This is a genomic window from Aeromonas sp. 19NY04SH05-1 (assembly GCF_040581895.1).
Classification (GTDB): Bacteria; Pseudomonadota; Gammaproteobacteria; order Enterobacterales; family Aeromonadaceae; genus Aeromonas; species Aeromonas enteropelogenes.
The window spans coordinates 1,576,721-1,593,253 of record NZ_CP095328.1 but is presented as its reverse complement, the minus strand read 5'-3'; the positions used below and the strand labels follow the sequence as shown (position 1 = coordinate 1,593,253).

Genomic DNA, 16,533 nt, shown 5'->3' with positions numbered 1-16,533 from the left:
AAGAAAGGCGTCAAGGCATTGACCCTCAGCCCTCCTTGCTCATCCCGTATTTTTTCATCTTCTCGACCAGGGTGGTGCGACGCATGCCGAGCAGGTCGGCGGCGCGAGCCACCACCCCCTCCTGAGACTCCAGCGCCTGGCGGATCAGCTCCACCTCGAGGTCGGCCAGCATCTCCTTGAGATTGACCCCCTCCTCCGGCAACTGCATGGAGCGGGCCGAGCTGAAGGCGAGGTCCAGCTCCGGCGGATCCTGGAATACGGCGGCCAGCGCATCGCGCTCGTCCATCTCGGTCAGTCGCTCATCCCGTGGCTCGCAGGGCAGCAGGCGGTAACGGCTCGGCAAATCCGCTACATCGACGATCTGGTGCGGATAGAGGATGAGCAGCCGCTCCAGCAGGTTGGAGAGCTCGCGCACATTGCCGGGCCAGGGGTACTGCATCAGGGACTCCATGGCGCGCTGGGTCAGGCGAATGACGCCCTGGTGCTGCTCCGCATGGCGGTTGAGCAGCTCCTGCAGCAACAGGGGAATGTCATCACAGCGATCCCGCAGCGGCGGCGTCTCGATGGGGAAGACGTTGAGGCGGTAATAGAGATCCTCGCGAAAATCCTGGGTGCGGATCATCGCCTCCAGATCCCGGTGAGTCGCGGCGATGACACGCACATCCGCCTGGATGGGCTTGCCGCCGCCGACCCTGTCGAACATCCGCTCCTGCAATACCCGCAGCAGCTTGACCTGCATCGGCATCGGCATGTCGCCGATCTCGTCAAGAAACAGGGTGCCCCCCTGAGCCAATTCGAAGCGACCACGGCGAGCGGCGATGGCACCGGTGAAGGCCCCTTTCTCGTGGCCAAACAGCTCACTTTCAAGCAGTTCGGCGGGAATGGCACCACAGTTGATGGGCACGAAGGGACCAGCACTGCGGGTTGATAGTTCGTGGATGGCCCGCGCCACCACTTCTTTACCGGTCCCGGATTCCCCCAGGATCAGCACGTTGGCATCGGTCTCGGCCACCTGACCGATGAGGCGGCGCACCTCTTGGATCCCCTTGCCCTTGCCCACCAGCAGGCGCAGCAGAGCCTGACCCTTGTCGTGGGTCTGCTGGCGAGGATGCAGGGAGACAAACGCCTGACAGAAATGCAGATGGCGAGTGAGGGATTCGTAAGTGATGGGGGCCTGCGCCACACCGATGAAATTGCTGTTGTCGAGATCGGCATCGATCAGGGAGAGAAACGGTGTGCGGGGAAAGGCCGCCAGCAGCTCGGGCAAGGGGCGCTCCGTCAGCTCACCCACCAATACCCCCTGCAGCGGGCCGGCGGATTCGATGGCAACGTCGAGGTCCCCTTCGGCCACATCCTGCCACGGGATCCCCATGAACGAGAGCACTGTTTCCAATTGCTGACGCCGTGCTTCATCGGCATCAACAATCAACACGCCCATCTCCACCATATCCACCTCTCGCGATTACATAGCTAACTTATTGTTTTATTTGATTATAAAACGCTCGTTGACGGTTCCTTTGCGGCACACAAAGTGCCAAAAATCCGACACATTGTCAAAAATTGTCGTAGTCAGGGTAAGTGTATCGACACAAAGAGGGGAGAAGATAAATTTTGCCAACGATTTTTTTGCGCAAGCAGAAACGGGGAAAACGGCCCGCCAGGCGGGCCGTGTCGGCACTCCCGACAAGCTCAGTGACGGGAATGGTGAGGAGCTGCGTAACGGCACTCGGGAAAACGACTGCAGGCGAGAAATAGCCGGCCGGCATGAGGGCCTTTTTTGGCTTCCCGCTCCACCAGCGGGGCATCGCAGCGAGGACAGTGGGGGGCGTCTTGCTCCTCATCATCCTCCGGATCGTCGAACAGCAGAGCGGCCAGCTCCTCTTCTGCTGGCTCGGACACGACGGTTGTCCTGGTGACAGCCAACTCGGGTTCGGTTGACGACAGCCCGGCCAGGGGGGCAGCCCGCTTGTGCTCTTTGCCTTCCACATCGACCCCATCGAGCAACAACGGGTTGAAGGTTGGTTCTCGCCGCTCCCCGGGCAGCAGCTCATCGGCCTGCGGTTCACGCCTCTTGGTCAACAGCGGCTGAAGCTGCTCGCGCAGATCTTCCACCAGATAGTGGCTGCCTGCGGGGATCTGCAGCAGGGGAAAACCGGCGCCATCACAGGCCGCCTTCAGGAAGCTGTCACGCACCTTGCGCTTCTGGTGGCGGGGGCCACTGTCATCGAGCTCTATGGCGCAGACAAAAGAGAGATCGGCGGGATGGCACAGCAGGTAATCAAAATGCTTGCCCCCTATCTTGCCCGCGTACTGCTGCCATTTGCCCTTGCCAAGAGCGGCCTGTGGCGCCAGCACATCGGCCACCGGCACCTTGGCAAAGACCCTGGCCTGTTCCCCTGCCGCCTGTTCCAACACGGTGAGAAAGGCCCGCTCGGCGGGGTTTAGCAGAGTCTCCTGCAGCTCATAGGGCAGACGCTGCGGGCGCCGGCCCCGACGCCAGACGATCGCCAGCACAAGCAGCGCCAGCAACAGCAAACCCGAAAGGATGAGGATATTCATGAAAACGCGATCCAGTTCACGACACGACAGGGCGCTCACTCTACCACAGCCGTCGTGGCACAAGGCAGCCGGCAATGAGGCGGATATGCAAAACGCCCCGCTTTTTGTCCATTTGCCTGCGGACGGGGCTTCATATGGCCTGCCACAGCAGGCACAATGCTAGGGTCGGTTGAGATGATGTTGCACTCGCGACGACATCCCGGCCGGACCAAAAACCATTCCAAGGAGAGCAGGATGCAAAAGCAATTGGTGGTCACCGTGATCGGTGCAGACAAACCCGGGATCGTCGAAAGCCTGGCGGCCGTCATCAGCCGCGAGCAGGGCAACTGGCTGGGCAGTGCCATGAGTGAATTAGCAGGTCAGTTTGCCGGCATCCTCCATGTATCGGTTCCCGAAGAGCACTATCGCAGCCTGTGCGAGGCGCTGGCCATGCTGCCAGGCCTCACCATCAGCTTCGCCGAAGGAACCCCCTCGGCAGAGCCAGTCAACCAGATGATGATGACGGTCACCGGCAACGATCGCCCCGGTATTGTCCACGAGGTGGCCAGCATCTTGCGCCAGCTCAACATCAACGTGGCCGATCTCACCACCGGCTGTGAACCGGCACCCCATTCCGGCGCCCCGCTCTTCTATGCCCACGCGCTGGTCGCCCTGCCAGACGAGCTCGAAATGGAGACCCTGATCGGCGCACTGGAGTCCCTCTCCGATGATCTGGTGGTCGATATCGACGAGGGGTTTGGCGAGTAATATTTTTGTCATTGAACTGTCATATATTCACGCCATACCAGCCCCTAAAACGGATCGACACAGAGGCACAAGATGAGCACCGACAAGCTGTATGAAGAGAAAGAGCTGAGCTGGCTCTCATTCAATGAACGGGTGTTGCAAGAGGCGATGGACAAGACGGTGCCCCTCATCGAGCGGGTCCGCTTCCTCGGGATCTTCTCGTCCAATCAGGACGAGTTCTTCAAGGTGCGGGTATCTGACGTCAAGCGCCGCATCCTGATCAACGAGGTACACGGCGGCGATGACGAAGCCAAGGTGTTGCTGCGGGCCATCCAGCAGAAGGTGATGGCCCTTGGCGAGGCGTTCGATAACACCTACAAGGAGCTGCTGATCGCGCTGGCCCGCCACAACATCTTCCTGGTCAACGAGAACCAGCTCTCCGAGAACATCCAGAAATGGCTGCGGGTCTTTTTCCGGGAGAAGGTGTTGCGCCACATCATCCCGATCCTGCTCAACAAGGAGGTCAACCCGGTCAAGTTCCTCAAGGATGAGTACACCTATCTGGCCATCGAGATGAAGAAGAATGGCCAGGTGATCCAGTACGCCCTGGTGGAGGTACCCACCGACGATCTGCCCCGCTTCTTCCAGCTGCCGCCGGAGGGCACCCGGCGCAAGAAGCAGATCATCATCCTGGACAACGTCATCCGCTTCTGTCTGGACGAGATCTTCAAGGGCTTCTTCGATTACGACGAGATTGCCGCCTATGCGGTCAAGCTGACCCGCGACGCCGAGTATGACCTCTCCGACCAGCTCGACCTCAGCCTGGTGGACAAGATGAGTGATGGCTTGAAACAGCGCCTCACCGCCATGCCGGTGCGCTTCGTCTACGAGCGGGAGATGCCGGCGGCCATGATAAGCTTCCTCAAGCTCAAGCTGCAGATCAGCTCCTACGACGCCATCATGCCCGGCGGGCGCTATCACAACTTCAAGGATTTCATCGGCTTCCCCAATGTGGGGCGGGACTATCTGGAAAACCCCAAGCTGCCGGCCCTGGAGTGCCGCGACTTCGACGGTTTCGTCAATGCCTTCGACGCCATCACCAGGCAGGACATACTGCTCTACTACCCGTACCACAAGTTCCACCACTTCACCGAGCTGGTGCGCCAGGCGGCGTTCGATCCGGCGGTCAGTGCCATTCGCATCAATATCTACCGGGTCGCCAAGAAGTCGCGGATCATCCACTCCCTCATCGATGCCGCCAACAACGGCAAGAAGGTGACGGTAGTGGTGGAGCTGCGCGCTCGTTTCGATGAGGCGGCCAACATCGACTGGGCCAATATCCTGACCAATGCCGGAGTCAAGGTAGTGTTCGGGGTACCGAGCCTCAAGATCCACTCCAAGCTCTGCCTCATCACTCGCCACGAAAATGGCGAAGCGGTGCGCTATGCCCACATCGGCACCGGCAACTTCAACGAGAAGACCGCCAAGATCTACACCGACTTCTCCCTGCTGACCCGCCACCCGGACATCACCGCCGAGGTGGAGAGCGTGTTCGAGTACATCGAATACCCCTATCGGCGCTACAAGTTCAACCACCTGCTGGTCTCCCCCATCAACAGCCGCCGCCAGCTCTACCGGATGATCGACAACGAGCTCACCAACGCCAAGGCGGGCCAGCCCAGCGGCATCACTCTCAAGATCAACAACCTGGTGGACAGAGACCTCATCAACCGTCTCTATGCCGCGAGCCAGGCCGGGGTGCCCATCCAGATGATCATCCGCGGCATGTGCGCCCTGCGCCCGGGTGTGCCGGGCCTCAGTGACAACATCCGGGTCATCAGCATCATCGACCGCTTCCTCGAACACCCGAGGGTGATGGTGTTTCACAACAAGGGCAATCCCCAGCTCTACATCTCCAGCGCCGACTGGATGAGCCGCAACATCGACGGGCGGATCGAGGTGGGCACCCCCATCTATGACGAGCGGCTCAAGCAGCGCATCCTCGACATTCTCGAGCTGCAACTGAGCGACACCTGCAAGGCGCGGGTCATCGATGCCGACCAGAAGAACGAATACGTGAAGCGGGGCAACCGCCGCAAGATCCGCTCCCAGGTCGCGATTTACGACTACCTCAAACGTATCGAGGCCAACAATGGACAATAGTCTGTATGCCGCCGTGGATCTCGGCTCCAATAGTTTTCACATGGTGATCGCCCACCTCTCGGAGGGGCGTTTTCGCATCGTCGATCGCATCAAGGAGCGGGTGAGGCTGGCGGAAGGGATGGATGAACAAAAGCGGATGAGCCCGGAGGCGATGGCCCGCGGCCTCGCCTGCCTGGCGCTGTTTGCCGAGCGGCTCACCAACATCAGGCCGGAGCATATCCGCATCGCCGGCACCTATACCCTGCGCCGCGCCAGCAACGCCCGCGAATTTGTTAGCGAGGCGGCCAAGGTGCTCAACCACCCCATCGAGATCATCAGCGGTCAGGAGGAGGCGCGCCTCATCTATCAGGGAGTCGCCCATACCCAGCACATCGAGGGTCAGGTGCTGGTGGTGGACATCGGTGGCGGCAGCACTGAGCTCATCGTTGGCGAGGGGTTCGAACACAAGGCGCTCACCAGCCGCAAGATGGGTTGCGTCAGCTTTACCCAGAGCTTCTTTGCCGGCGGCAAGCTCACCGAGAAGGCCTTCACCAGCGCCGTGCTGGAGGCCCAGCACCAACTCGCCCCCATCATCAACCAGTACCGCAAGCTCGGCTGGCAGAGCTGCCTCGGCAGCTCGGGGTCGATCCGCACCGTGCGGGACGTGCTGCAGGGGGAAGGCTGGACCGACGGCGGTATCACCTTGGCGGGGCTGGAGCGACTCAAGGCCGAGATGATTGAACGCAAGCGGGTGGACAATCTCAAACTGACCGGTCTGTCAGAGGAGCGGCAGGAGGTGTTCGCCGCCGCGGTGGCCATCCTGCTCGGGCTCTTTACCTCCCTGCCCATCGAGCGGATGGAGTACTCCGACGGCGCCCTGCGCGAAGGCTTGCTCTATGAATTCGAGGAGCGGCTGCAGCACCACGACATTCGCGAGCGCACCGCCCAGGCTCTCGGGCTGCATTACAAGATGGACAAGAGGCAGGCCGCCCGGGTCGAGCAGAGTGTCTTGGCCCTGTTCGATGCCTTGCAAGCGCCCTGGCAGATGCCGACCGAGCCCTATCGCGCCATCCTCGGCTGGGCGGCGCGGCTGCACGAGATTGGCCTTGCCATCAACTACAGCGGCATCCATCGCCACTCCGCCTATATCCTGCAGCACACCGACTTGCCCGGCTTCAACCAGGACGATCAGGCCCTGCTGGCGGCCCTGGTGCGCTTCCAGCGCAAAGGGCTCAAACTCGCCGAGCTGCCCGCCCTGCCCAACCACGACGAGCAGACGGTGCTGCGCTGCATCCGCATCCTGCGCCTCGCCGTGGCGGCCCATCACAAGCGCCAGGATGACCTGCTGCCCGAGCTGCACGTGCAGGCAGCCGGCGATCAACTGGTGGTCAACCTGCCCGCCAGCTGGTGCGAGGAGAACCGGCTCTTGATGCAAAACTTGGAAAAAGAGCAGCGCTACTGCAATGAACAGGACTGGCCCCTGCTGTTTCACCTCACTTGACAAACCGACCGCTCACAGCAAAGCAATAAGGCAGCCACTGGCTGCCTTATTGCTGACGGGCTTCTTGCTTACGCCACCTGCAGTTGCGGCAACAACAGCTTGGCAATTTCGAAGTAGATGATGAGACCGGTGCCATCGACCAGGGTGGCGATGAAGGGCGCCGACACTACGGCCGGATCGATCCTAAAGCGACGCAGCACCATGGGGATCACCGAGGCGACAGTGGCGCTCCACAGCACGATGGCGATGATGGTCAGGGTCACCACCAGTCCAATCTCGGGCCCAACCCCCAGGCTCCAGGCCCGCACCCAGGCGGCCAGCGCGATGGCCAGGGAAATCAGCACGCCGGTAGATAGCTCCTTTCTCAGTACCGAACCCAAATTGCGCAGGCTCACCTCCCCCACTGCCATGGCGCGCACGATCGTGGTGGTGATCTGGGTGCCACTGTTACCGCCGGTGCCGATGAGTAGCGGAATGAAAAAAGCCAGGGCGATGACCGCCTCCAACTGCTCTTCAAACGCCCGCAATACCGTGCCGGTGTAAGCTTCAGCCACGAACAGGACCAGCAGCCAACCTACTCGCTTGCGCCACAGCTGCCAGGGGGTCGCCTGCAGATAGGAGGTATCGAGGGGCGATGATCCCCCCTGCATCTCGGCATCCTCGGTGGATTCGCGCTCCAGAATGTCGGCGGCATCGTCGAGGTGAAAGATCCCCACCAGGCGCCCTCTATCCTCCACCGGCAATACCTGGAGGTCACGGTCGATCAGCAGGCGCGCCGCCAGCTCCTGATCCGCCCGTGCATTGATCCGCACAGCTTCCCTGTCCATCAGGGTCGCTACGCTCGCCTGCGGGTCGGCGATCAACAGCGCCTTGAGGGAGATGCTCCCCAGGAGTTTGCCCTCCCCGTTGACGACGTAGATTTGGCGAAACAGTCTGGCGTTGTCCCAGGCATCGTGGAGCAGTTGCCGGGCCCGGCCTGCAGAGTCGGCTTCCCGCACCGCCAGATACTCCTGGCGCATGTTGGCCCCTACCGATTCGGTGGGCCAATCCAGCAGGGCCTCGTACATCTCCCTGGCCTGCGCCGGAAAACGCTCGAGCAGGCGGGGGCGATCCTTGCGACCCAGTTTGCGCAATATGGTCACCATCTCCCGGCGGGGGATAGCCTCCTGCAGCACGCTGACGATGCTGCCATGCAACCTCAGTAGCAGGTTGCCGGCACTCTCCGCCGGCAGCGACCCCAGCAGGGCGCCCCCTTGCGTGACCGGCAGGGTGTCAAAGACACAGTTGAGCTCTTCAGCCTTCAGGGTCAGCAGTTGATCGGCGCGCTGGACCGGATCCAGATTGTGCGCCAGCCAGCCCTGCAGGGCCGCCAGATCGAGCAGTTGATGACGATTGAGAAGGGTGTGTGTTTTCTTCATCACAGATATCCTCATGTGATTTCAGGCAAGCCTGAACACATCCGGCAGGGCGCCGGATGTGACGACAAGAAAACAGCAATTTGATGGACGAGTAATAGGCAGGAAATGACGCCGTTCGGCGTGTCATCATCCCCACGTACCAGCTTTAGCACTGCATAACGTATCCGGCATGCCGGAAGCCACTTGGGTTGACACCTTAATCCGATGAAAACTGTCCTGATCTTGGGCGTCTCTGGACGTCGTGAGATCAGTGGCCTGTGTTTATACAGGAGCCTCGCCTAACGAGATGCTGCAAATAATACGCACAACCCCTGTTGTGCGGGCGGCATGATCAGCCAATCGGCCAGAGGGGTCAACCCAGGGCGCGGCAAAAATAGCCATACGCAACAGCTTGTTACAATTGTCGGCGGATTGGGTGTAAGGCGGGATAACAAAAGGCCCCGAAGGGCCTTTTGTTAGTTCATGCATCAGCGGATGTAGTCGAACAGGGTCAAGCGGCTTATCTTACTGAACGAGAGCTGGGAGGCGCTCAGGGCGGCGTCCTCCTTGGCCAGGGTCGAGATCACATCGTAGAGATCCGCTTCCGACACCTTGGCCCGCGCCTCGGTATTGAGGGTACTTAGCCCCTCGTTGGAGTTCATCACCTGCTCCAGGCTGTTCATCCGGCTGCCGAGATCCCCCAGCCCGCGATCCATGTTGAAGCGGGCGTTGTTCATGTGCACGCTCGCATCGGCCACCGACAGCTGGAAGTTCTCCGGGGTGATGGAAGGATCGCGCAGGTCGTTGATGAAGTTCGACATGCCGTTCAGGATATTGTCGTTTTGCGGCGGATCCAGCACCAGCTCCTGGGCGGCGCCGCCGGCCGGCAGATCCAGGGTCAGCTCCATCCCGTTGAAGGGGATCTTGTTACCCGCCACATAATCCCCAGACTGCACCGGGTTGCCTCCAGCATCCAGGATCTCGTAGGTATCCGGGGTACCCGCCGTGGTGGTGATGGTGTACTTGTTGCTGGCCAGGGAGGAGTCGTAGTTATTGCGGTAGAAGCTGTCGAAGTTGCCCTGATCGGCGATCTCCACCTTGAGGTTGCCGGTAGTGGCGCTGGCGGTACGGCGGGTGGCCACGATCTGGAACAACCCCTGGCCCGAGTCGTTGGCCGCGATCTCGACGGTGGGCGAGACCTGGATGTTGCGCTGACCCGTGTCTCCCTGAAACACATAGTTGCCGCTCGCATCCTTGATGAAGGGCTGGTTCTTGCTCTGGTTGCCCCCGAAGATGTACTCCCCCTGGGAGTTCTTGCTGTTCATCAGGTCGAAGATCTGCTGTTGCAGCCCTTCCAGCTCGCTGGCGATGGCCTTGCGGTCATCGAAGCTGACCGCCGAGTTGTTGGCCTTCTGGATCAGGGTCTGGGCGCTCATCATGGCGGTGTTGATGGAGCTCAACACCGTCTCCTCGTGACCCAGGCTGTTCTCCAGCAGACTGCCGTTGATGCCGTACTGCTTGAACAGATCGATCTCCTTGGTGAGGGCCATCTTCTGGCTCATGCCGGAAGGATCCTCCCCCGCCGTCTTGAACTTGTTGCCGGTCTGCAACTGCTCATAGGCGTTGGCGATCCGCTCGTTGGCGTTGTTCAGTGAGCTGAGGCTGCGGTTGTAAATCATGTTGGTGGTGATACGCATGAACTTACCTCACGGAAGAGAGCAGGGTGTCGAAGATGGTCTTGGCCGTGCTGACCACCTGGGCCGAGGCGGCATAGGATTGCTGGAAGCGGATCAGGTTTGCCGCCTCCTCCTCCAGGTTGACCCCTGACACGCTTTCGTAGATGCCGGAACTCTGGATCAGCTTGGCCTCGTTGGCCTTGAGCTGGGTGCGCGCCTGGCTGGTGTTGTTCCCCACCCCCATCACCAGGCCGGAATAGGCTTCGTTGAAAGTCATCTTGTCGTTGCTGGTATTGCCGCTGCTGCTCTTGCGCACCAAATCCTTGTTTTGCAGCTCGGCCAGCGCCAGGCCGTTACTGTTGTCGGCAAAGCCATCCTCGTTGTAGCTGATGGTGAAGGTATCCTTGGGCTCGACCGTTCCAGTGATGCTGAACTCATAGCCCGGCGTCTGCTTGGGATCGCTGTAGACAGGCGTGCCCGCCGGGAAGGGGTTGACGATGGCCCCCATCAGGTTCTGCCCCTTGCTGGAGGCAGGGGCTACCCCGATCAGGGTGGTACCGTCTTTTGCGTAGACTTCGTAGTTGCCGGCACTGTCGATCTTGATGACCTGGGGCGCGGCCGGATCCAGGCTGTTGGCGCCAAAGCTCGAACCGGCCCCGGTGTTGAAAATGCCGTTCAGCTTGATCTCGGCACTGCCAAAGTTGTTGCTGTCCTTGTCCCCCTTGAGGGGCGACGCCAGGGCCAGATCTTCGGGCCGGGTGATCAGTTGTTCCACCCCGGCCGCGGCATGTTTGGTTGGTTGCAGCAGCAGCTTGTCACCGGCGGCAGGCGCCCCGGTGAGATCCACCGAGAGACCATGGCCCGGGATCTCGAAAGTCGTCGGCGGTGTTGTGCCCGTGGTGATGGAGGTACGGTTGCCGTCCTTGTCCAGGGAGAAAACCTCGTATCCGGTCGCACTGCTGAACTGGATCTCGTAATCGAAGGTGGTCACTTCCCCCCCCTTGCCGGGCACGAAGTTGACCGTGGCCCCCGCAGTACCGGCGTTGTCGCTGTAGGGCAACCCCTTGCTGCTGGGCAGGGAGAAAATATCGCCGCCGATCTCGTTGTCCAGATCCATGCCGAGGTGGTTCTGGCGGTTCATGGCATCGGCCATGGCAATGGCCAACTGGCCCAACTCACGCTGGGTCGGCTCCAGATCGTCGCGGGCGGCAAACAGACCGCCCAGGGCGCCGCCAAAGATGGTGTGGTCGATATCGGCCTCATTCTTGCCCATGGTCAGCTTGAGCTCCAGGGAGCGGGAGTCCGGATCGCCGGCCACCGTCTGGAACTGGGCCACGCCGCCGTCGAGCACCAGCGAATGGCCGGTGCTGAGGTTGACCAGCATGCTGCCATTGGCCTGGGGCACGGTGCGGATGTCCATCTTCTCGGAGAGCTTGCGAATGGCCTCGTCCCGCTGATCGAACAGCATCAGGTTCTCTTCGGGGGAACCCTGGGTGCGCAGGATGGCCTGGTTGAGGTCATTGATGCTGTTGAGCAGGCTGTTGACCTGCTTGGTCTCGTCCTCGATACGCTTGTTGATGGTATCCATCTGGGTGTCGAACTGACCTGAGAGGGTATGGAAGCGGTTCACCAGGTTGCCGAGTTCGGTCATGGTGGTCTTGCGCCCGCCGATCTCGGCAGGGGACTCGTTGGCGGTGTGAAACGCCTTGAAATAGGAGGTAATGGCCGTACCGACGCTGTTGCTGGTATCCCCGAGCAGGCCGTCGACGGTGGAGAGCTGTTCAAAGCGGGTGGCGGAGGCGTGATAGGCCGAGGTGTCACGGCGCATTTCCCCCTGGGCGTAACTGTTGATGACCCGCTCGGTCACCATGTCGCCCGTGCCCAATCCGATGGAATTGGTATAAACCAGCGTCCGTTCGCGCACATAGCCCTGGCTGTTGAGGTTGACTATGTTGTTGCTGGTGGTCTGCAGCAGGCGTTGCTGTGCCAGCACGCCCGAGGTACCAATTCCAAGCAGATCGCTTGCCATACGTTACAGCTCCCTTTCGTTGTATTGGGCAATGGCATCGCTGCGCAATACCTGTTTCAGTTTCCTGGCATAGTGGGGATCCGTGGCATATCCCGCCTGCTGCAAGGCTTCAAAGTAGCGGTCCGGACTGTCCACCTTGGCCAGCGCCCCCTTGTAGCGGGTGCCCGAGGTGAGGAAATCCACGTAGTCGTTGAAGCTCTCTTCAAACGATTCGTAAGAACGGAAGGCCGCCTTCTGGCGCGAGGCCACTCCCTGTTCATACTCCAGCGTGCTGACCACGGTTTTTGGCCCCTGCCAGCGCGGATCGGCCTTGATGCCAAACAGGTTGTGGGTTATCTGGCCTTCGCCATCCCGGATCACCCGCTTGCCCCAGCCACTCTCGAGGGCAGCCTGGGCCACCAGCACCGCCGGGCTCAGGCCCAGCTTGTCCGCCGCCTTCTTGGCCAGCGGCATCAGGCGGTTGACGAACTCCTGCGGAGTGTCAAAACCCTGGCTGCCATCCTGCGCAGTCGCGCCAGCGCTGTGTCTGGGCCCCATCGGGGGCACGGTGCGGTGAGTCCGGCGCGGCGCGGCAAGGTCACGTTTCTCTTGCGCCATCTCCTTTTCAGCAAAATCTTTGCCAACTTTTGAGGCTTCAATCAAATCGTTGGCGGCAGCGGTGGGCGGCTGATAGGGCTTGTAGACCCGCTCGGTACGCTGGGGCATCTTGAGGATGCGGCCATCGCTGTGGGTGAAGGTCTCGGGCGAAAGCTGTTTGGCCACCATGTTGGCCAGCCCCAGGCCCCCCTTGCTGGACATGTCGGCGACCCGTTGCTCGTCGAGCATCCCCTCATAGAACTGGGTATAGCTGCTGCTCATGGGGTTGTCCTGGGTCAGCACCTGGTTGGCCTGGCGCATCCCCTTGAACAGCATCTGGGTAAAGATGGACTCGAACTGACGGGAGGCGGCTTGCAGCGCTTCTGCTTTCCCCTCCTTGCTCTCGCTCTGGCTCATCTGGCGCAGGCGATCCAGGTTCTGGATATCCTGTACGACCCCAAGATTCATGCCGCTGTTGCTGTCAAATTCTGCCATTTCTCATACCTCATTGCCGCCCACGGCAACCCCTTGCCGCTTGTTACAATATGACCAGTTGGCCCTCGATGGCACCCGCCTGCTGCAGCGCCTCGAGGATCGCCATCAAATCGCCGGGGGCCACCCCGACCTGATTCACTGCCCGCACCAGATCGTCCAGGGTCGCGCCGGTATCCAGCTTGAACATGCGTCCCTCGGCCTGCTGCACATTGATGGTGGAGTTGTTGGTGACCGCCGTCTGGCCGCCGGAGAGCGGATTGGGCTGGGACACCTGCTGGTTTTCCGCGATGGTGACCGTCAGGCCGCCATGGCTGACAGCGGCCGGCTTGAGGCGTACCTCGCTGCCGATGACGATGGTACCGGTGCGGGAGTTGACGATGATCTTGGCCGCCTCGTTGGCCGGATCCACCTCCAGGTTCTCGATGGTGGCGAGATAGGAGACGCGCTGGCCCGGATCCCGCGGCGCATAAACCTGCACCGAGGTGGCATCGAGGGCCTGGGCCGTATTGGGGCCGACCAAATCGTTGACCACGTCCGCCAGACGGCGGGCGGTGGTGAAGTCCGGGCGATTGAGGTTGAAGGTGATGGTATCCCCCTGGCTGAAGGAGTTCGGTACCTCCCGCTCCACGGTGGCGCCATTGGCGATACGTCCCACGGTCGGGGTGTTGATCACCACCTTGGAACCATCGGCCCCCTCGGCCCCCAGACCGCCAACCACCAGGCTGCCCTGGGCGACCGCATAAACCCGGCCATCCAGCCCCTTGAGGAAGCTCTGCAGCAGGGTGCCACCACGCAGGCTCTTGGCCTCGCCGATGGCGGAAACGGTCACATCTATGGTCTGCCCCGGCTTGGAGAAGGGGGGCAGATCGGCATGGATGGCCACCGGCGCCACGTCCTTGATCTTGGGCTTGATGTTGTCCGGTACCTTGATGCCGAAGTTGTTCAGCATGGTACGGAAGGTCTGCTCGGTGAAGGCGTTGTTCTTCTCACCGGTACCGGGCAGACCCACCACCAGGCCATAGCCGATCAGCTGGTTGCTACGCACCCCTTCCACCGAGCTGATGTCCTTGATGCGGGCGGCGTGGGCCGCCCCCAGGGGCAACAGGCAGCAGAGCAGGGCCACAAGACGCAGTGACTTCATAACATCTCCTAGAGCGGCCACCAGGGACCATTGAAAAAGCTGGTGAGCCATCCCTGCTCCTGGCTATTGGCCAGATCACCGGTGCCGCCGTAATAGATGCGGGCATTCGCCACCTTCTGGGAGGAGACGCTGTTCTCCGAGGAGACATCCTCGGGACGGATGAGACCCGTGATGCGGATATATTCGTTGCCGTTGTTGAGCATGATCCACTTCTCGCCCCGCACCAGCAGGTTGCCATTGGGTAGCACCTTGGCCACGCTGACCGAGATGTTACCTTGCAGACTGTTGCTCTGATCCGCCTTGGCCTGCCCCTTGAAGGCGCTGTTCTGGCCAATGTTGGCGGAGAGATCGTAGGGGCTGGCCGTCACCGGCACGCCACCCAGGGTGACGGTATCCAGGTTGAACTTGTTGTCCTTGCCACTCTGGGTGTTGGCCTTCTTGGACGCCGAGGTCGATTCGGCAAGTTCGATGGTGATGATGTCACCCACCTTGTGCGCCTTGATGTCCGAATAGATGCCATTGACCTGATCCGGTTGAAAAATGGCTCCGGTGGGTTTGACCGATACCGGCTCCGACTCCCCGTAGACGGGAGAAAACTCGGGGTCATCCGGTCTGGGTGTATAGGGCGTGGACGAACAGCCCCCCAGCACCAGTAATCCCAACATCCATACGGCTTTCATTCTGGACCTCCTAATTAGGTTCGCTGGATCAGGAAGGACGTCATGGAATCGACGGCGGAGAGCACCTTGGAGTTCATCTCGTAGACACGCTGTGCCTGGATGAGATTGACCAGCTCCTCGGTCACGTTGACGTTGGAGGTCTCCAGCATGCCCTGTTTGATCACCCCGATCCCGTCAGCCCCGGCGGTACCCTGAATGGCCGCGCCGCTGGACTGGGTCTCGACAAACATGTTCTCCCCCATCGGCTGCAGGCCGGTGGGGTTGACGAAATCCGAGATATTGATCTGGCCCACCACCTGGGAAGCACCATCGCCCTTGAGCTGGACCGAGACCTGGCCATCCTCCCCCACGGTGACGCTCTGGGCATCCTGCGGGATCTGGATTTCGGGCTGCAGGGGATAACCGTTGCCCGGGGTCACTATGGTCCCCTCGTCGTTCAGGGTGAACTGACCATTACGGGTATAGGCGGCGCTACCATCCGGCAGCTGGATTTCGAAATAGCCGCGGCCGCTGATCATCAGGTCCAGCGAGTTATCGGTGGTCTGGACGTTGCCTTGGCTGTGGTTTTTCTGGGTCGCCACCACCTTGGCACCGGCCCCCAGCATCAGGCCGGAGGGGAGTTCGGTATCCGCCGAGGAGCGGCCACCTGGCTGGTTGATGTTTTGATAGAGCAGATCCTCGAAGATGGCCCGCGACTTCTTGAAGCCGACGGTGCTGGCGTTCGCCAGGTTGTTCGAGGTGACCGAAATGTTGGTCTGCTGGGCATCCAACCCGGTCTTGCTGATCCAGAGTGCAGGATTCATGTAAAACTCCTTGATTAGCTGATACGCAGCAGCTGGGTTTGGGCCTCGTCATTTTCCTCGGCCGTCTTCATGATTTTGACCTGGGTTTCGAACTGACGTTGCAGCCGGATCAGGTTGGTCATCTCGTCAACCACATTGACGTTGCTCCCCTCAAGGGAGCCGGCAATCAGGCCGACATTGGCGGAGGCCGCCTCGTTCTGGCCATCCTTGCGGCGAAACAGGCCATCCTGCCCTTTCTCCACCGCATCGGCGGCCGGGTTGACCAGCTTGATCCGCTGGAAATCCTCCGGCAGGTTGGCGGCGGCCCCTTCGGGACGGCCACTGATGGTGCCATCCCGGTTGATTTCGATCTTTTCCATTGGCATCGGCAGCACGATGGGGCGGCCACCGTCATCCACGACGTTGAGCCCGGTCGAGGTCTGCAGATTGCCCGTGGCACTCACCTGGAGGTTACCCATGCGGGTAAAGGCCTCTCCCCCCTTGGGATCCTGTACCGCAATCCAGCCCGGGCCATCCACGGCCACGTCCAGATCCCGCCCGGTCGTCATCAGCATGCCGTGCTGCAGGTTCTGGCCCGGCCGCTCCGTCATGGCAAATACCCGTGACGGCAAGCCCTCGCCAAACGCCTGCATGCTTCTGGCCTGCTCAAAATCAGACTTGAAGCCGATGGTGTTGGCGTTGGCCAGGTTGTTGCCACGAACAGCCAAACTGTTCATGTTCTCCTTGGCCCCGGACATGGCGATGTAAAGCAGGTGATCCATGGGATCCTCCGTCAAACAGATGACTCTGAGGGGATAACTGCAATTTG

The 16,533-nt window shown here is 60.9% G+C and carries 13 protein-coding genes and 1 riboswitch; of the genes, 3 read left to right on the top strand and 10 right to left on the bottom strand.

Annotated elements, in window-relative coordinates:
* Nucleotides 1–25 precede the first annotated feature (25 nt).
* Both MRK42_RS07475 and MRK42_RS07470 read right to left on the bottom strand, forming a co-directional pair.
* Nucleotides 26–1,447 (bottom strand): sigma-54 dependent transcriptional regulator, encoded by a 1,422-nt coding sequence (locus MRK42_RS07475; RefSeq protein WP_042071969.1) that lies wholly within the window; start codon nucleotides 1,445–1,447, stop codon nucleotides 26–28.
* 242 nt (nucleotides 1,448–1,689) lie between these two features.
* Complete coding sequence (locus MRK42_RS07470) at nucleotides 1,690–2,559, bottom strand: DUF2726 domain-containing protein (RefSeq protein ID WP_338612076.1); 870 nt, start codon at nucleotides 2,557–2,559, stop codon at nucleotides 1,690–1,692.
* A gap of 234 nt (nucleotides 2,560–2,793) precedes the next feature.
* Here MRK42_RS07470 and MRK42_RS07465 point away from each other — a divergent pair, with 234 nt between their 5' ends.
* The 3 genes from MRK42_RS07465 to ppx all read left to right on the top strand — a co-directional run bounded on the left by MRK42_RS07465 (nucleotide 2,794) and on the right by ppx (nucleotide 6,928).
* On the top strand, nucleotides 2,794–3,306 hold the full coding sequence (locus MRK42_RS07465; protein ID WP_042025450.1) for an ACT domain-containing protein: 513 nt from the start codon (nucleotides 2,794–2,796) through the stop codon (nucleotides 3,304–3,306).
* Nucleotides 3,307–3,378: 72 nt separating this feature from the next.
* Nucleotides 3,379–5,448, top strand: coding sequence for a polyphosphate kinase 1 (gene ppk1, locus MRK42_RS07460; protein ID WP_268854836.1), 2,070 nt, complete (start codon nucleotides 3,379–3,381; stop codon nucleotides 5,446–5,448).
* Complete coding sequence (gene ppx / locus MRK42_RS07455; RefSeq protein ID WP_338612075.1) at nucleotides 5,438–6,928, top strand: exopolyphosphatase; 1,491 nt, start codon at nucleotides 5,438–5,440, stop codon at nucleotides 6,926–6,928. The genes ppk1 and ppx overlap by 11 nt, the downstream gene beginning before the upstream one ends.
* 68 nt (nucleotides 6,929–6,996) lie before the next feature.
* On the opposite strand, the gene mgtE is transcribed toward ppx, so the two are convergent.
* The 8 genes from mgtE to flgF form a co-directional block, all read right to left on the bottom strand.
* Nucleotides 6,997–8,346 (bottom strand): magnesium transporter, encoded by a 1,350-nt coding sequence (gene mgtE, locus MRK42_RS07450; protein WP_338612074.1) that lies wholly within the window; start codon nucleotides 8,344–8,346, stop codon nucleotides 6,997–6,999.
* A 123-nt stretch (nucleotides 8,347–8,469) separates the two neighbouring features.
* A riboswitch (M-box (ykoK) riboswitch) is annotated at nucleotides 8,470–8,639 on the bottom strand.
* Between the two features lie 174 nt (nucleotides 8,640–8,813).
* A complete protein-coding gene (gene flgL / locus MRK42_RS07445; RefSeq protein ID WP_042025446.1) occupies nucleotides 8,814–10,022 on the bottom strand; it encodes a flagellar hook-associated protein FlgL in 1,209 nt (402 codons plus the stop codon).
* Between the two features lie 4 nt (nucleotides 10,023–10,026).
* Nucleotides 10,027–12,030: a flagellar basal body rod C-terminal domain-containing protein gene (locus MRK42_RS07440; protein WP_338612073.1), complete on the bottom strand. Its 2,004-nt coding sequence runs from the start codon at nucleotides 12,028–12,030 to the stop codon at nucleotides 10,027–10,029.
* 3 nt (nucleotides 12,031–12,033) lie between these two features.
* Nucleotides 12,034–13,101: a flagellar assembly peptidoglycan hydrolase FlgJ gene (gene flgJ / locus MRK42_RS07435; protein WP_042025444.1), complete on the bottom strand. Its 1,068-nt coding sequence runs from the start codon at nucleotides 13,099–13,101 to the stop codon at nucleotides 12,034–12,036.
* 43 nt (nucleotides 13,102–13,144) lie between these two features.
* Nucleotides 13,145–14,242 (bottom strand): flagellar basal body P-ring protein FlgI, encoded by a 1,098-nt coding sequence (locus MRK42_RS07430; RefSeq protein WP_042025443.1) that lies wholly within the window; start codon nucleotides 14,240–14,242, stop codon nucleotides 13,145–13,147.
* Between the two features lie 8 nt (nucleotides 14,243–14,250).
* Nucleotides 14,251–14,922, bottom strand: coding sequence for a flagellar basal body L-ring protein FlgH (gene flgH, locus MRK42_RS07425; protein WP_026456464.1), 672 nt, complete (start codon nucleotides 14,920–14,922; stop codon nucleotides 14,251–14,253).
* A gap of 14 nt (nucleotides 14,923–14,936) precedes the next feature.
* Nucleotides 14,937–15,725: a flagellar basal-body rod protein FlgG gene (gene flgG, locus MRK42_RS07420; RefSeq protein WP_026456463.1), complete on the bottom strand. Its 789-nt coding sequence runs from the start codon at nucleotides 15,723–15,725 to the stop codon at nucleotides 14,937–14,939.
* A gap of 14 nt (nucleotides 15,726–15,739) precedes the next feature.
* Nucleotides 15,740–16,486 (bottom strand): flagellar basal-body rod protein FlgF, encoded by a 747-nt coding sequence (gene flgF / locus MRK42_RS07415; RefSeq protein ID WP_026456462.1) that lies wholly within the window; start codon nucleotides 16,484–16,486, stop codon nucleotides 15,740–15,742.
* Nucleotides 16,487–16,533: the final 47 nt, after the last annotated feature.

Coding starts and splice junctions, on each gene's coding strand:
- ppx (WP_338612075.1), top strand. CDS start 5,438: ATGGACAATAGTCTGTATGCCGCCGTGGATCTCGGCTCCAATAGTTTT.
- flgH (WP_026456464.1), bottom strand. CDS start 14,922: ATGAAAGCCGTATGGATGTTGGGATTACTGGTGCTGGGGGGCTGTTCG.
- MRK42_RS07470 (WP_338612076.1), bottom strand. CDS start 2,559: ATGAATATCCTCATCCTTTCGGGTTTGCTGTTGCTGGCGCTGCTTGTG.
- MRK42_RS07465 (WP_042025450.1), top strand. CDS start 2,794: ATGCAAAAGCAATTGGTGGTCACCGTGATCGGTGCAGACAAACCCGGG.
- MRK42_RS07430 (WP_042025443.1), bottom strand. CDS start 14,242: ATGAAGTCACTGCGTCTTGTGGCCCTGCTCTGCTGCCTGTTGCCCCTG.
- flgG (WP_026456463.1), bottom strand. CDS start 15,725: ATGAATCCTGCACTCTGGATCAGCAAGACCGGGTTGGATGCCCAGCAG.
- flgJ (WP_042025444.1), bottom strand. CDS start 13,101: ATGGCAGAATTTGACAGCAACAGCGGCATGAATCTTGGGGTCGTACAG.
- mgtE (WP_338612074.1), bottom strand. CDS start 8,346: ATGAAGAAAACACACACCCTTCTCAATCGTCATCAACTGCTCGATCTG.
- ppk1 (WP_268854836.1), top strand. CDS start 3,379: ATGAGCACCGACAAGCTGTATGAAGAGAAAGAGCTGAGCTGGCTCTCA.
- flgF (WP_026456462.1), bottom strand. CDS start 16,486: ATGGATCACCTGCTTTACATCGCCATGTCCGGGGCCAAGGAGAACATG.
- MRK42_RS07475 (WP_042071969.1), bottom strand. CDS start 1,447: ATGGTGGAGATGGGCGTGTTGATTGTTGATGCCGATGAAGCACGGCGT.
- MRK42_RS07440 (WP_338612073.1), bottom strand. CDS start 12,030: ATGGCAAGCGATCTGCTTGGAATTGGTACCTCGGGCGTGCTGGCACAG.
- flgL (WP_042025446.1), bottom strand. CDS start 10,022: ATGCGTATCACCACCAACATGATTTACAACCGCAGCCTCAGCTCACTG.